15 protein-coding genes and 1 tRNA gene are annotated in these 13,654 nt (G+C 70.2%); 8 read left to right on the forward strand and 8 right to left on the reverse strand.

Going from position 1 to position 13,654, the window contains the following annotated elements; all coding sequences use genetic code 11:
* Positions 1-68 precede the first annotated feature (68 nt).
* Both ACIRD8_RS21680 and ACIRD8_RS21685 read right to left on the reverse strand, forming a co-directional pair.
* Complete coding sequence (locus ACIRD8_RS21680) at positions 69-584, reverse strand: FHA domain-containing protein (protein WP_099173299.1); 516 nt, start codon at positions 582-584, stop codon at positions 69-71.
* Between the two features lie 10 nt (positions 585-594).
* Complete coding sequence (locus ACIRD8_RS21685) at positions 595-1,455, reverse strand: FhaA domain-containing protein (RefSeq protein ID WP_403993796.1); 861 nt, start codon at positions 1,453-1,455, stop codon at positions 595-597.
* 314 nt (positions 1,456-1,769) lie between these two features.
* Here ACIRD8_RS21685 and ACIRD8_RS21690 point away from each other — a divergent pair.
* Positions 1,770-1,852, forward strand: a tRNA-Leu gene (locus ACIRD8_RS21690).
* 257 nt (positions 1,853-2,109) lie between these two features.
* Here the strand turns inward: ACIRD8_RS21690 and ACIRD8_RS21695 are convergent.
* Positions 2,110-2,562 (reverse strand): MarR family winged helix-turn-helix transcriptional regulator, encoded by a 453-nt coding sequence (locus ACIRD8_RS21695; RefSeq protein WP_403993799.1) that lies wholly within the window; start codon positions 2,560-2,562, stop codon positions 2,110-2,112.
* Positions 2,563-2,643: 81 nt separating this feature from the next.
* On the opposite strand from ACIRD8_RS21695, the gene ACIRD8_RS21700 reads away from it, so the two are divergent.
* The 4 genes from ACIRD8_RS21700 to ACIRD8_RS21715 all read left to right on the forward strand — a co-directional run bounded on the left by ACIRD8_RS21700 (position 2,644) and on the right by ACIRD8_RS21715 (position 6,902).
* On the forward strand, positions 2,644-3,717 hold the full coding sequence (locus ACIRD8_RS21700; protein ID WP_403993802.1) for a hypothetical protein: 1,074 nt from the start codon (positions 2,644-2,646) through the stop codon (positions 3,715-3,717).
* 214 nt (positions 3,718-3,931) lie between these two features.
* Positions 3,932-5,389 (forward strand): DUF2252 domain-containing protein, encoded by a 1,458-nt coding sequence (locus ACIRD8_RS21705; protein ID WP_403993805.1) that lies wholly within the window; start codon positions 3,932-3,934, stop codon positions 5,387-5,389.
* A 59-nt stretch (positions 5,390-5,448) separates the two neighbouring features.
* Positions 5,449-6,492: a J domain-containing protein gene (locus ACIRD8_RS21710; protein ID WP_403993807.1), complete on the forward strand. Its 1,044-nt coding sequence runs from the start codon at positions 5,449-5,451 to the stop codon at positions 6,490-6,492.
* Between the two features lie 65 nt (positions 6,493-6,557).
* Positions 6,558-6,902: a rhodanese-like domain-containing protein gene (locus ACIRD8_RS21715; protein ID WP_099173306.1), complete on the forward strand. Its 345-nt coding sequence runs from the start codon at positions 6,558-6,560 to the stop codon at positions 6,900-6,902.
* An 87-nt stretch (positions 6,903-6,989) separates the two neighbouring features.
* Here the strand turns inward: ACIRD8_RS21715 and ACIRD8_RS21720 are convergent, their stop codons facing one another.
* The 5 genes from ACIRD8_RS21720 to paaA are packed head-to-tail and all read right to left on the reverse strand — an operon-like array spanning position 6,990 to position 10,559.
* A complete protein-coding gene (locus ACIRD8_RS21720; protein ID WP_403993810.1) occupies positions 6,990-8,051 on the reverse strand; it encodes a 2Fe-2S iron-sulfur cluster-binding protein in 1,062 nt (353 codons plus the stop codon).
* Complete coding sequence (gene paaD / locus ACIRD8_RS21725; RefSeq protein WP_403993813.1) at positions 8,052-8,552, reverse strand: 1,2-phenylacetyl-CoA epoxidase subunit PaaD; 501 nt, start codon at positions 8,550-8,552, stop codon at positions 8,052-8,054.
* Entirely contained in the window at positions 8,546-9,247 is a 702-nt protein-coding gene (gene paaC, locus ACIRD8_RS21730; protein WP_403993816.1) for a 1,2-phenylacetyl-CoA epoxidase subunit PaaC, read from the reverse strand. Before paaC ends, paaD begins: the two co-directional genes overlap by 7 nt.
* Positions 9,244-9,534 (reverse strand): 1,2-phenylacetyl-CoA epoxidase subunit PaaB, encoded by a 291-nt coding sequence (gene paaB / locus ACIRD8_RS21735; protein WP_031090474.1) that lies wholly within the window; start codon positions 9,532-9,534, stop codon positions 9,244-9,246. The genes paaC and paaB overlap by 4 nt, the downstream gene beginning before the upstream one ends.
* Positions 9,531-10,559 carry a 1,2-phenylacetyl-CoA epoxidase subunit PaaA gene (paaA, locus tag ACIRD8_RS21740; RefSeq protein WP_403993819.1) on the reverse strand — a complete coding sequence of 343 codons (1,029 nt, stop codon included), beginning with the start codon at positions 10,557-10,559 and terminating at the stop codon, positions 9,531-9,533. The genes paaB and paaA overlap by 4 nt, the downstream gene beginning before the upstream one ends.
* Before the next feature lie 115 nt (positions 10,560-10,674).
* On the opposite strand from paaA, the gene ACIRD8_RS21745 reads away from it, so the two are divergent.
* The 3 genes from ACIRD8_RS21745 to ACIRD8_RS21755 are packed head-to-tail and all read left to right on the forward strand — an operon-like array spanning position 10,675 to position 13,606.
* Positions 10,675-11,631 (forward strand): DUF5819 family protein, encoded by a 957-nt coding sequence (locus tag ACIRD8_RS21745; protein WP_403993822.1) that lies wholly within the window; start codon positions 10,675-10,677, stop codon positions 11,629-11,631.
* Entirely contained in the window at positions 11,628-12,899 is a 1,272-nt protein-coding gene (locus ACIRD8_RS21750; protein WP_403993825.1) for an HTTM domain-containing protein, read from the forward strand. The genes ACIRD8_RS21745 and ACIRD8_RS21750 overlap by 4 nt, the downstream gene beginning before the upstream one ends.
* Positions 12,896-13,606 carry a TrmH family RNA methyltransferase gene (locus ACIRD8_RS21755; protein WP_403993828.1) on the forward strand — a complete coding sequence of 237 codons (711 nt, stop codon included), beginning with the start codon at positions 12,896-12,898 and terminating at the stop codon, positions 13,604-13,606. Before ACIRD8_RS21750 ends, ACIRD8_RS21755 begins: the two co-directional genes overlap by 4 nt.
* Positions 13,607-13,654 lie beyond the last annotated feature (48 nt).

A 13,654-nucleotide genomic window follows, 5' to 3' on the forward strand; every position in this document is an offset into this window, starting at 1 on the left:
TCGGGAGCCGGGCCGGGTCCGTCGTGAGGACCGCGGCGGCTCGCTCGCTCCGCTCGCTCATTGTCGTACTACTTCCGCAGCTCGATGACGGTCTTGCCGATGCGGATCGGCGCGCCCAGCGGAACAGGTGTCGGGGTGGTGAGCCGGGTCCGGTCGAGATAGGTGCCGTTGGTGGACCCGAGATCCTCGACGATCCACTGGCCGTCACGGTCCGGGTAGATCCTGGCATGCCTGCTGGACGCATAGTCGTCATCCAGCACGATCGTTGAATCGTGCGCGCGGCCCAGGGTGATGGTCTGGCCCTGGAGCGCGACGGTGGTGCCGGTGAGCGTGCCCTCGGAGACGACCAGCTTTGTGGGTGCCCCGCGGCGCTGGCGCCCGGACTGCTGGCGCTGCTGAGGCGGCGCTGCTTGCTGTTGACGCCCCTGCTGCGGGCGGGTGTCAGCGGCAGTACGGCGTGAGCCGCGCTGCGTGACACGCGTACCGAACAGGTCGCTGCGAATGACCTGGACGGCCACGATGACGAACAGCCACAGAACAGCCAGGAAACCTAGCCGCATGACCGTCAGGGTCAGCTCTGACATTGCCCCCGCTTCACCCTTCGGCTTGCCGGTAAACGATGGTGGTGCTGCCCACGACGATCCGCGAGCCGTCGCGGAGCGTAGCGCGGGTGGTGTGCTGCCCGTCCACCACGATGCCGTTGGTGGACCCTAGATCCTGGATCGTCGAGGGCGTTCCGGTCCGGATCTCACAGTGCCGGCGCGATACGCCGGGGTCGTCGATCCGCACGTCGGCGTCGGTGCTTCGTCCCATCACCAACGTCGGGCGGGAGATCTGATGGCGGGTGCCGTTGATCTCGATCCAGCGCCGCACCTGGGCGTCCGGCATGGGGCCGGACGCGGCGGGCGGGCGCCAGTCGCTGGAAGGGCTTCCGGAGCGCCCGGCGCCCGGCGGCGGGGCCGGGGGCATGGGAGGGGCGGAAGCCGGCGGGTAGCCGTAACCGCCCTGGCCCTGAGGGGCGGCGGGGCGGTTCGGCTGGGCGTGGGGAGCGGGGCCGCTCTGCTGGCCCTGCTGTGACGAACTCGACGCCAGGGTTCGGCTGCGTACGCGGTAGAGACCCGTGTCGAGGTCGTCCGCCTTCTCCAGGTGGACCTTGATCGGTCCCATGAAGGTGTAGCGCTGCTGCTTGGCGTAGTCACGTACGAGGCCGGACAGCTCGTCCCCCAGTTGACCGGAGTACGGGCTGAGCCGCTCGTAGTCCGGGGTGCTGAGCTCGACGATGAAGTCGTTGGGCACGACGGTCCGCTCGCGGTTCCAGATCGATGCGTTGTTGTCGCACTCGCGCTGGAGGGCTCCGGCGATCTCGACCGGCTGCACCTCGGACTTGAAGACCTTGGCGAAGGTGCCATTGACCAGACCTTCGAGACGCTGCTCGAAACGCTTCATGACTCCCATGGGGCACCTCCTCCGGTGTCGTCATCCCTGTACTGCTTACTGATCGTATCCACGCGTCGGGAAATCGGCTGGTTCCCCTTGTCTGCACAGTGGATGAGTGTCACCTCTCACACGGATCGTAGAGGTGGCCTCCTGACAGTGTCCCGCACTCCGGGTGCACTCAGGAGGAGTGGGGCCAGGCTTTCCGCGTTCCCGGTTCCCCCCGTGGGTCGGGGGAAACAACGGATGTGAATCCACCCTGTCCAGCGTGCTAATCTTCGGATGTCGCCAGGCGCTCACACCACTCGGTGAGAGAGTCTGAAAACACCACTCATGCGCGAGTGGCGGAACGGCAGACGCGCTGGCTTCAGGTGCCAGTGTCCTTAGGGACGTGGGGGTTCAAATCCCCCCTCGCGCACAACGGGCAGTCGCTTGCGATTGCCGGGTTGGTTCGACAGAACCCCCGCACCGGAGAGATCCGGTGCGGGGGTTCTTCGTTGTGCGCCGGCTTGACCGGGTGCGCGTGGCGAGGGCTGTGATGAAGCCCGCATCTGGTGCGGAAGTGTGACCCGGAGTCGGCTGCTGTTTCACGTGAAACGTCGGATCCGCACCAAAGAGGTGTTTCGCGCGCGTCGCCCGCGCGCCGCGCCGCGAGGGGGATGGGCGACCGGACTCCTACCGCGGCCGGGTGTCTTCGCCTGCCGCGTTGTAGCGCAGCAGGTACTCCGCGAACTGTTCGAGATCGTCCGACGTCCATGTGCCGAGGCGTTCGCGGTAGGCGGCGCGTCGGCTGGCCTGGGTCGAGGCGAGCGCCTGGGTGCCGGCGGCGGTGGGGTGCAGCACTTGGATGCGCTGGTCGTCCGGGTCCGGGTGCCGCTCCACCAGGCCGAGCTTCTCCAGCGCCGCCACCTGTCGGCTGACCGTCGACTTGTCCAGCATGTAATGCGCCGCCAGATCGGTCGCGCGGCACCCGTGCCGGTAGTCGATGTGGGCGAGCAGTGTGTACGAGACCAGCGGCAGATCCGGGTGGAGTCGTGCCGCGGTCGATCGCGCACGGCGGGCGAAAGCGGTCAGCTCGCGCTGGATGACGTCCAGCGACTCCTCGCGTTCCCGGGGGGCGTCTGCCACGTGAATCACCTTCTCGAACTTTAGTTGTATGCTACAACGAGTGTAGGAGTTGTAAAAGCCAACCATTGCAGGAGTGGTCGAATGTCCGCAGGTCCGGGCTCCGCCTCCGGCTCAACCGCCGGTGCGCTGCGTCATGTGCTCAGCCATCTCGTCACGCCACTGCTGATGTGCATCGGTATGGGGCTTGCCTATCTGGGGGCCTTTCACTCCCCGGAACCGCACGACCTGAGGGTGGACGTCGTCGGCTCGGGAGCAAGCGCGCAGGTGCTTGCCCAGACCCTGCAGGACAAGGGCGACGGGGCATTGAGTGTGCGTACCGTAGCGGACCGCGACATCGCGGTGAACCACCTGAAGACGCAGCAGAGCTACGGCGCGTACGTGCCGGGCGGCAGTCCCGAACTCATGGTGGCCGGCGCCTCGTCGGACACCAGCGCCACGGTCGTCCAGAAGGTCTTCACCGAAGTCGCCGCCGGGCAGGGTGCCCCGCTCGAGGTGACGGACGTGGCACCCACGGCGGACGGCGATCCGACCGGCCAGGGGATCTTCTTCCTGCTGGTGGCGGTCAGCATCGGGTCGTACGCGTCGGTCGCGGTGCTCGGCGGCGCGGGGGCGGTGCTGGCCCTGCGGATCAGGGCTGCGCTGGCCATCGGCACCTCGTTCGTGGTGAGTCTGATCGGTGCCGCGTTCGCCGGGCCGGTGTTCGGGCTGGTGGACCACGGCCTCGGCGGGCTCTGGGCGATGGCGTGGCTCTACTCGGCGGGCATCCTGCTGATCGGAGTAGGGCTGCACACCTTCCTCAAGCGGTGGACCACGCTCGGCGTGATGCTGCTCTTCGTCATGCTCAACTTCACGAGTTCCGGCGGCATTTTCCGGCCTGAACTCCAGCCGGGCTTCTTCGGATCCCTGCACTCCTTCTGGAACGGTGCGGGATTCGTCGAAGGAGTACGCAGCCACGTGTACTTCGGGGGCCATGCCCTGGGCGGGCACCTGCTGGTACTGGCTCTGTGGCTGGTGGCCGGGCTGGTCGCCGTGGGGTGCGCCGGCCTGGCCGAGGCGAAGCGGCGTCATGGGGAGGCGGAGAAGGCGCGGGCAGCGGCCGTCGCGCGGACGGCGGCCGGCGCCGAGGAGGAGATGGAAGAGGCTGTCGGCGTGTGACGGCCGGGTGCCCGGGATCCGGACGGCGTGCCGATGACGTGCCGGATGACGGGGGCGCGGGGGTGTGTGGCCCTCTCCTGCGGGAGGTTTTCCACAGGCGGGATCCCGAGTTGTCCACAGGGGCAGACGATTGTCGCGAGGCGGTTGTACCGTCGTCCGCAGTTGATGTTGGACGGACGGAACAGCTGGACGAGGGCGGGGGAGGCGGCGCTCCATGGGCGAAGTCGAGGCGATGGTGCCGGTACAGCGGGCGGCGGGGGACGGGCGTATCCCGGTCGTTCCCGGTTTCGCACGGCGCGTGGCCGCGGGGGTGCGGCCGTCAGGGGCCGGGGCGGTCTCCCCGAAGGCGGCCGGCAAGGCGCTGAGGCTCAAGGTGCCCCGGTCCGCACACAGTTCGCTGGCCCTGCCCGCCGGGAGGCCGGACGCGGTGCAGGCGGTCGAGGAGTCGAACCAGGGCCGGGTGCCCGGCCTGACGCCCATACGGGTAGGACGGATGGCGGCGACGCCGTTCGCGTTTCTGCGCGGTTCGGCCGGCCTGATGGCACACGACCTGGTGGGCACCCCGGTCACGGGCGTGGGCGCCCAGCTCTGCGGTGACGCGCACGCGGCCAACTTCGGGCTGTACGGCGATGCGCGCGGCAACCTGGTCATCGATCTCAACGACTTCGACGAGACCGTGTTCGGCCCGTGGGAGTGGGATCTCAAGCGGCTCGCCACCTCGCTGGTGCTCGCGGGCCGGGAGGCGGGCGCTGACGAGGACACCTGTCGCCAGGGCGCGTACGACACGGTGGGCGCGTACCGGCGCACGATGCGTCTGCTGGCCGGACTGCCCGCACTCGACGCGTGGAACGCCATCGCGGACGAGGAACTGGTCTCGCACACCGACGCGCGGGACCTGCTCGGCACGCTGGAGCGGGTCTCCGCCAAGGCGCGGAACAACACGAGTGCCCGTTTCGCCGCCAGGTCCACGGAGGAGTGCGAGGACGGCGGTCGCCGCTTCGTCGACGCCCCGCCCGTGCTGCGCCGCGTCCCCGACGCGGAGGCGGCGGCCGTGGCGGCGGGTCTGGAGGCCTATCTCGGGACGATCTCGGAGGACAGGGTTCCGCTGCTGGCCCGCTATGCGATCCATGATGTGGCGTTCCGGGTGGTCGGCACGGGAAGTGTGGGGACCCGGTCGTACGTGGTGCTGCTGCTCGACCACCGTGGCGAGCCGCTGGTCCTGCAGGTGAAGGAGGCTCGTCCCTCCGCGCTCTCCCCTCATCTGCGGCAGGTCGGCTTCGAGGTGCCCGAGGTGGAGCACGAGGGGCGCCGGGTGGTGCTCGGGCAGAAGCGGATGCAGGTCGTCAGCGACATACTGCTCGGCTGGGCCGAGGTCGAGGGGCGGCCCTATCAGGTACGCCAGTTCAGGAACCGCAAGGGAAGTGTGGATCCGGCCGCGCTCGCGGCGGACCAGGTGGACGACTACGGGCGGATGACCGGTGCACTGCTGGCCCGGGCCCACGCGCACAGTGCCGATCCCCGGCTGCTCGCGGGTTACTGCGGGAAGAACGCCGAGCTGGACGCCGCGGTGGCCGATTTCGCCGTGACGTACGCGGACCGGACCGAGGCGGATCACGCCGAGCTCGTCCGGGCTGTCCGAGGCGGGCGAATAGCCGCCGAGCTCGGCGTCTGAGCGGGTCCTGCGGCCCCCGCGTGTCTCCGGGGCGCGAGCCGTGGCCATACGCTGGACGGGTGACCCACGAAGCCGCCGGGGTGCCGACCACCCGGAACGACGAAGACCGGCAGAACCAGGACCGGCAGGACGAGCCCCGGCCTGCGCAGGATGCGCCGCAGCAGGCGCAGGAGGACAGCCTGCGAGCGGATCCGGACCATGCGTCGGAGGCGGCGGGTCCCGCCGCCGGTGACACGGCCGGTGACACGGCCGCTGACACGGCCGGCGGGCCGGCCGGTGGCGCGGCCGGTGAGGGGGACGGTGACGCGGCGGCGGGTGCGAGCGGTACCCCGCGGCCCGAGGAGCGGCTCGCCAAGGCCGTCCGGGTGGCCGAGCAGGCGTTGATCGAGTTCGAGATCGCGGTGGAGACCTTCCGGGTCGAGGTGGAGAACTTCTCCCGGCTGCATCACCAGAAGCTCGGCCCGATGTACGCACGCCTCGACGAGCTCGACGCGCAGATCGCGGAGGCGCGGGCCGCGAGGACCGGCGACCCGGAGGATCTGCGCAAGGCTCAGGAGGCTCGGGCCATCGTCATGCCGATGCCGGGCGTCGACGAGCTCTTCCACGACTGGATGGACTCGGACGGCCTCTCGCCCGAGGCCTCGGCCATGCTCACCGAGCAGCCCGTCCGGCCGCCGAAGCGGGTCAGGCCGAGTGAGGAGGCGCGCAAGCTCTACCGGGAGCTGGCCCGTCAGGCCCACCCCGATCTGGCACCGGACGAGACGGAGCGGACACGGCGGGACGAGTTCATCGCCCGGGTCAACGCTGCCTACGGGCGCGGCGACGTGGCGTTGCTGAAGGAGCTGGCCGCCGAGTGGGCGGCGGGGCCTGTGACGCCGGAGCTGCGGCTGAGCGAGAGCGAGGAGCTCTATGCGCGGCTGGAGTGGCTCAGCCGTCGCAAGGAACTGCTGACGGTCCTGGCCCAGGAGCTGGAGGAGAGCGCGATCGGCTCGATGCTGCGGATGGCCCCGGACGACCCCGACCGTCTGCTGGACGACATCGGCGAGAAGCTTCTGGCCGATGTGGCCAAGCGTGAGGACGAGCTGGCAGGGCTGGTGCAGTAGCGTTCCGGATGACTCCGGCGCGTTCCGGATGACCCTGGTGCGTACGTACGAGAGAAGGCTTACCCATGAATTTCGCTCCGCTGCCCTCGGTGGATGCCGCGGCGGTTCCGTCGGACGGCTTCGTGCTGGACGTCCGGGAGGACGACGAGTGGGCGGCCGGGCACGTCGAGGGCGCACTGCACATTCCCATGAGCGACTTCGTGGGCCGCTTCGGTGAGCTGACCGAGGCGGCGGACGACGGGCGGCGCGTGCATGTGATGTGCCGTGTCGGAGGCCGGTCCGCACAGGTCACTCAGTATCTGGTGCAGCAAGGTCTCGACGCCGTGAACATCGATGGCGGCATGCTGGCCTGGGACGGCGCCGGGCGCCCGATGGTCACGGACAACGGGAGCTCGGCTTTCGTCCTCTGAAGGACGACTCCACGGAGCTCCGGCGGCTCCTTGGAGTTCCGGCGGCTCCACGGAGCCGTGGGCGTCGGGTGGGCCCTTGTGCGGTCGTCAGCGGTCGAAGTCGAGCTCGACCTCCGGGGTGACCGGGTGGGACTGGCAGGCCAGCACGAAGCCGGCCCCGGTCTCCTCCGGTTCCAGTGCGAAATTGCGGTCCATCCGCACTTCGCCGGAGACCAGGAACGCCCGGCAGGTTCCGCAGACTCCCCCCTTGCAGGCATACGGGGCGTCGGCTCGGCTCCGCAGCACCGTGTCCAGCAGCGATTCGCCGTCCTGGACCGGCCAGCTGCCCGACCGTCCGTCGAGTGTCACCGTGAGCCGGCTCTCCGAGGGGGCGGCCACCCGGGCCGCTGTCGGCAGAGTCGTCCCCTCGTCGGCGACGTGGAAGATCTCCTGGTGGATGCGTGACCGGTCGGCTCCGAGCGCGCGCAGCGCTCCTTCCGCCCCCTTGACCAGGCCGAGCGGCCCGCAGAGGAACCAGCCGTCCACGTCGGGCACCGACAGCAGCGCGGGCAGCAGCCCGGTGAGCCGCTCGCGGTCCAGGCGGCCCGAGGGAAGCCCGGCAGCCTGTTCCTCCCGGGACAGGACGGTCACCAGCTGGAAGCGGTCCGGATAGCGGTCCTTGAGGTCCGCCACCTCGTCCAGGAACATCGTCGACGCGGCCGTCCGGTCGCTGCGGATCAGACAGAAGCGCGCCGAGGGCTCCCGCGCCAGCAGTGTCGCCGCCATGGACAGCACCGGCGTGATGCCGCTGCCGCCGACGATCGCCGCGAAATGGCCGGGGCGCGGGGCGAGGACGAAACGGCCCATCGGGGCCATCGCCTCCAGCTGGTCCCCCACGGCCAGCTCCTTGAGGGCGTACGTGGAAAACGCGCCTCCGTCGACCATGCGGATGCCCACCCGCAGCAACGGGTCGCCCGGCCGCTCGGTGGCCGGTGCGCAGATCGAGTACGACCGCCGGATCTCCTCGCCGTCGACGCGGTAGCGCACGTTCAGGTGCTGTCCGGGGGTATGGCGGAAGGTCTCGCGCAGTTCGGACGGCACGGCGAAGGTGACGGCCACCGCGTCGTCCGTGATCCGTTCGATCGCGCTGACCCGGAGCGGATGGAACATCTACAACTCCTTGAAGTGGTCGAACGGTTCGCGGCAGGCCACACACCGGCGCAGTGCCTTGCACGCCGTGGAGGAGAACCTGCTCAGCAGCTCGGTGTCCGTGGAACCGCAGTGCGGACAGCGCACCGAGAGCGTCAGAGGCACCGGCCCGCCGGGCCCGCCCCCCGGACGCGGCGGCGCTATGCCGAACTCCGCGAGCTTGCGGCGCCCTTCGTCGCTGATGTCATCGGTCGACCAGGCCGGGGCGAGGACCGTGACCACGGACACCTCCGTGACACCGTGCTCGTGCAGCACACGCTCGATGTCGGCGGACATGCTCTCGATGGCCGGGCAGCCGGTGTACGTCGGGGTGAGCCGCACGGTGACCTTGTCCGGCCCGTCCACCCGGACACCGCGGAGGACGCCGAGCTCGTCCAGCGTGAGGACCGGCAGCTCGGGGTCGGGCACGGAGCCCGCCAGCCTGTGGAGCTCCGCTTCCAGAGGCGTCTCGGTCGTCACCATGACGCCCCCGGGTGACTGCGGTGCAGATGCTGCATCTCGGCGAGCATCCGCCCGAACGGCTCCGTGTGCAGGCCCTGTCGGCCGGCTCCGGCCGTCCAGGCCCCGGACTGCGGCCCCGCCGGGAGTGACAGGGTGGCCCGCTCCACCACGGAGGTGACAGCGGTCAGCCAGCTGTCGCGCAGGGCGTGCCGGTCGACGTCGACACCCTCGACCGGCTCGAAGAGCTCGCCGGTGAACCGCCACAGGGCCTCCAGTGCGCGCTGCATGCGCTCATGGCTTTCCGCGGTGCCGTCACCGAGCCGCAGGACCCACTGCTCCGCGTGGTCCCGGTGGTAGGCGACCTCCTTGACGGCCTTGGCGGCGAGATCGGCGAACTCGCCGTCCCCGGCGGCCAGCTCGCCGTACAGCAGGTGCTGGTAGACGGAGAAGTAGAGCTGCCGGGCGATGGTGTGGGCGAAGTCGCCGTTCGGCTGTTCCACCAGCTGGATGTTGCGGAAGGAGCGCTCCTCACGGAGATAGGCAAGCTGGTCCTCGTCGCCCACGAACGAGAGCAGTGTCCTGGCCTGGCCCAGCAGGTCCAGGGCGATGTTGGCCAGGGCCACCTCCTCCTCCAGCACGGGAGCGTGGCCCGCCCACTCCCCCAGCCGGTGCGAGAGCACCAGCGCGTCGTCGCCGAGGGCGAGGGCCGCGGTCACAGGTGCTTCACCCCTTCGGGGATCTCGTAGAACGTGGGGTGGCGGTAGGGCTTGTCCCCGGCGGGTTCGAAGAACGAGTCCTTCTCGTCCGGCGAGGAAGCGGTGATCTCCGTCGAGGGGACCACCCAGAGGGAGACGCCCTCCGAGCGGCGCGTGTACAGATCGCGGGCGTTGCGCAGGGCCATCTCGGCGTCCGGCGCGTGCAGGCTGCCCGCATGGGTGTGGGACAGTCCGCGCCGGGAGCGCACGAACACCTCCCACAGCGGCCAGTCGGTCGAGCTGCTCATGCGGTCGCCTCCACGTGCTGGGCGGCCGCTCCGGCTGTGCCGGGCCGTGCCGCGTGCTTCTCTGCGTATGCCGCTGCCGCGTCGCGGACCCAGGCGCCCTCCTCGTGGGCCGTGCGCCGCTGGGTGAGCCGCTGTTCGTTGCAGGGGCCGTTGCCCTTGAGGACCTCCTGGAACTCCGTCCAGTCGATCGCTCCGTAGTCGTGCTGCCCCAGCTCCTCGTTCCACCGGATGTCGGGGTCGGGGAGGGTGAGCCCCAGCGCCTCCGCCTGCGGGACACAGATGTCCACGAAACGCCGGCGCAGTTCGTCGTTCGAGTGCCGCTTGATCTTCCAGGCCATCGACTGCGCCGAGTGCGCCGAGGAGTCGTCGGGCGGACCGAACATCATCAGGGAGGGCCACCACCAGCGGTTCACCGCGTCCTGCGCCATCTCGTGCTGGGCGGGGGTGCCCCGGCTGAGGGCGAGCAGCAGCTCGTACCCCTGGCGCTGGTGGAAGGACTCCTCCTTGCAGACCCGCACCATCGCCCGTGCGTACGGGCCGTAGGAGCAGCGGCACAGCGGCACCTGGTTGGTGATCGCGGCACCGTCCACCAGCCAGCCGATCGCGCCGACGTCCGCCCAGGTCAGCGTGGGGTAGTTGAAGATCGAGGAATAGCGCTGGCGGCCGGCGTGCAGCTTGTCCAGCAGCTCCTCGCGGCTGGTCCCCAGGGTCTCCGCGGCGCTGTACAGGTAGAGGCCGTGCCCGGCTTCGTCCTGCACCTTCGCCATCAGGATCGCCTTGCGGCGGAGTGAGGGCGCCCTCGTGATCCAGTTGGCCTCGGGCTGCATGCCGATGATCTCGGAATGGGCGTGCTGGGCCATCTGGCGGATCAACGAGGCCCGGTACGCCTCGGGCATCCAGTCCCGCGGCTCGATCCGGTCGTCGGCCGCCACCGCGGCGTCGAACACCGCCAGACGCTCCGCGTCCGCGTCGTCCGTCGTGCCTGCTGTCCCCTGCGTCGTCTGGTCCGCAGCCACTGCCGCCATTTCGGGCTCCCTACCGACCGATCGTTCGGTTCCTTGGCTTCAATGGTGAGTCGGAGGCCCGTAGGGTGTCAACCCTGTGGATAACTGAGTGGTGATCGACGGTGATCGGGGCAGGATGGATGCGGACCACGGTGGGCGCACCGGAGACAAGAAGAAGCTCGCCTGGCCCGACGTGACGAGCCGCCCGCACGCGGACCAGGACGCGGGACGGGGCGCCGGTCAGGACCCTGATCAGGACGCTGGGACCGTGGCCTCACCTGCGGAGATACCGGATTCCGGAGCGGACGCGGCCGGCCTCACCCCAGGGCTGGTCATCGCGGCGTCCTCGGCGGGCACCGGCCCCCCTCCCAGCTCTGGGCCCGCCCCCCTACCCGGGCCGGACGGGCGGCGTCAGGGCCGCGGTATGGCCGCGCTCTCGCTTCCGTACCAGATCGCCGCGGCGCTCGCGCTGTCCGGCATGGGGCTGCTGGCCTGCGCACACATAGCCATGATCTTCCTGTACGTCGCACCGTCGAACACGCTGACGAAGCAGCACGGCGAGGTGGTCGACGACTGGGTCTTCCCCGAGTTCGAGCAGAACTGGAAGCTGTTCGCCCCCAATCCGCTCCAGCAGAACATCTCCGTGCACGTACGCGCCGAGGTGGCCGACGACGGTGCCGACGGCAGCAAGGTCACGCGCTGGATGAACCTCTCGCGTGACGACTACGAGGCGATACGCGGCAACCTCCTCCCCAGTCACGTCGACCAGAACGAGCTGCGCCGCGCCTGGGACTTCTACACCGGGTCCCACGACAGCGAGAACCGGCCCAACGGCCTGCGCGGTGAGCTGTCCGAGCGCTACATCCGCCGCATCGTCATGCTGCGCCTCGCCGAGCACGGCTACGGCGGATCGGTCGAGCGCATCCAGGTGCGGTCCGCCGTACGTTCCGTCGGTGCCCCGGCGTGGAGCGACGAGAAGATCAGCACGCAGCCGGAGTACAGGGAGCTCCCGTGGTGGACCGTCACACCGTCGGACCTCCCCGGGGCGGCCACCACGGACCAGGCCCCGCCGGCCGGAACGGTGGAGAGGTGAGCGCCCCCGCCCCGGTCACCGGGGGTGCGGGGACGATCGGCCGCTCGCTCGCGGTCGCCGTCCAGCGCGTCACGGCCGAGCCCCTCGGTGCCTACCAGAGTGCCGTCGTCCGGATCGGTGTCTCCGCCACCTGTCTGCTGTTCCTGCTGCGCGAACTGCCGCACCGCCACGAGCTCTACGGTCCCGACGGCCCGTGGAGCTGGGACATGGCGCGCCGGCTCATCACCAACAACGACGCCTTCACCGTCCTGATGTGGTCGGACGGCACGGCCTGGTTCGAGACCGTGTACGCGCTCACGCTGGTGTCGGCCGCGCTGCTGATGACCGGCTGGCGGACCCGGGCCACGTCCGTCGTGTTCATGGCCGGAGTGCTCTCCCTGCAGAACCGCAGCATCTTCATGGGGGACGGCGGCGACAACGTCATCCACCTGATGGCGGTCTACCTGGTCCTGACCCGCTGCGCGCGGGTCTGGTCCCTGGACGCGCGCCGGGCGTCGCGGGAGGCCGCGTGCCTCGCGGAGGGAGGCCGGCCCGCCCGCGATGTCGCGGGGCCGGTCCTGTGGGTGGTTCTCGGCTGTGTCCTGCTGCCCGCCACCTTCTTGGGAGGACTCGGCGGCACCTGGTGGCTGCCGTCCCTCCTGTGGGTGCTGTGGCTGGGGAACGCCGTCTGGTGGTCCCTGAGCCGGCGCGCGCCCGACCACGAGCTGCGCGCGCTCCTCGACGTCCTGGCCAACCTCGCCCACAACGCCACGCTCTTCGTGATCATGGCCGAGGTGTGCCTGATCTACGCGACCGCCGGCTGGTACAAGATCCAGGGTTCCCGCTGGCAGGACGGCACCGCCGTCTACTATCCGCTGAAGCTGGAGTACTTCAGCCCGTGGACCGGGCTCTCCGGCCTGGTCGCGTCCAGCGCGCTGCTGGTCATGCTGCTGACGTACGTCACGGTCATCGTGCAGGTCGCCTTCCCCTTCACGCTGTTCAACCGGCGCGTCAAGAACGTCCTGCTGGTCCTGATGATCGGTGAGCACGCAGGGATCTCCGTCCTGCTGGGGCTGCCCTTCTTCTCCATGGCGATGATCGCCGCGGACGCCGTCTTCCTGCCCACGGTCTTCCTGGTGTGGCTGGAGCGCAGGGTGTCGCTCGGCCGGCGACGTCTGTTCGCACGGGGGGCGGGCAGGCTCCGGCTCCCTGGGCAGCGGCGGGCGGGGCCGGACGACGAGGACTCCGTGCGCAGCGGCGGCAGCGGTGGCCATACGCTCGTCGGGTGACCAGCGAGACCGGCAGTACAGAAGAGCCCCGGGCGGCAGCCGCGCCCGATCCGTCCGAGGAACCGATCCAGTACGACGACGGGTACGGCGGCGTGATCGGGGTCGGCCCGCACCCGCTGCCCTGGCCCGAGGACGAGCGCTACGACCCGGAGCTCCTCGCCCACGGTGACCGGCGCAATGTGGGCGACGGCTACCGGTACTGGACGCGGGAGGCGATCGTCGCCGATCTCGATCTGCGGCGGCACGACTTCCACGTGGCGGTGGAGAACTGGGGCCACGACTTCAACATCGGCTCGGTGGTGCGCACCGCCAACGCCTTCCTCGCGAAGGAGATCCACATCGTGGGGCGGCGGCGCTGGAACCGGCGGGGGGCCATGGTCACCGACCGCTACCAGCACGTACGCCACCACCCGGACACCGCGGACCTGACCGCCTGGGCGGAGGCCGAGGGGCTGCCGATCATCGGGATCGACAACCTTCCCGGGGCTGTACCGCTGGAGCGGACGGAGCTCCCGCGCCGGTGTGTGCTGCTGTTCGGGCAGGAGGGCCCCGGGCTGACGGAGGAGGCGCGCAAGCACGCCTCTATGGTGTGCTCGATCGCGCAGTTCGGCTCGACGCGGTCGATCAACGCCGGCGCGGCGGCCGCCATCGCGATGCACGCCTGGGTCCAGCGCTACGCGGACGTCCCGGATCCACGCGACACGTGACCGGTGGTGCGGAAGCCCGGACATGGGCATCCGCACCACCGGATGTGG

The organism is Streptomyces sp. NPDC102451 (assembly GCF_044765485.1).
Classification (GTDB): domain Bacteria; phylum Actinomycetota; class Actinomycetes; order Streptomycetales; family Streptomycetaceae; genus Streptomyces.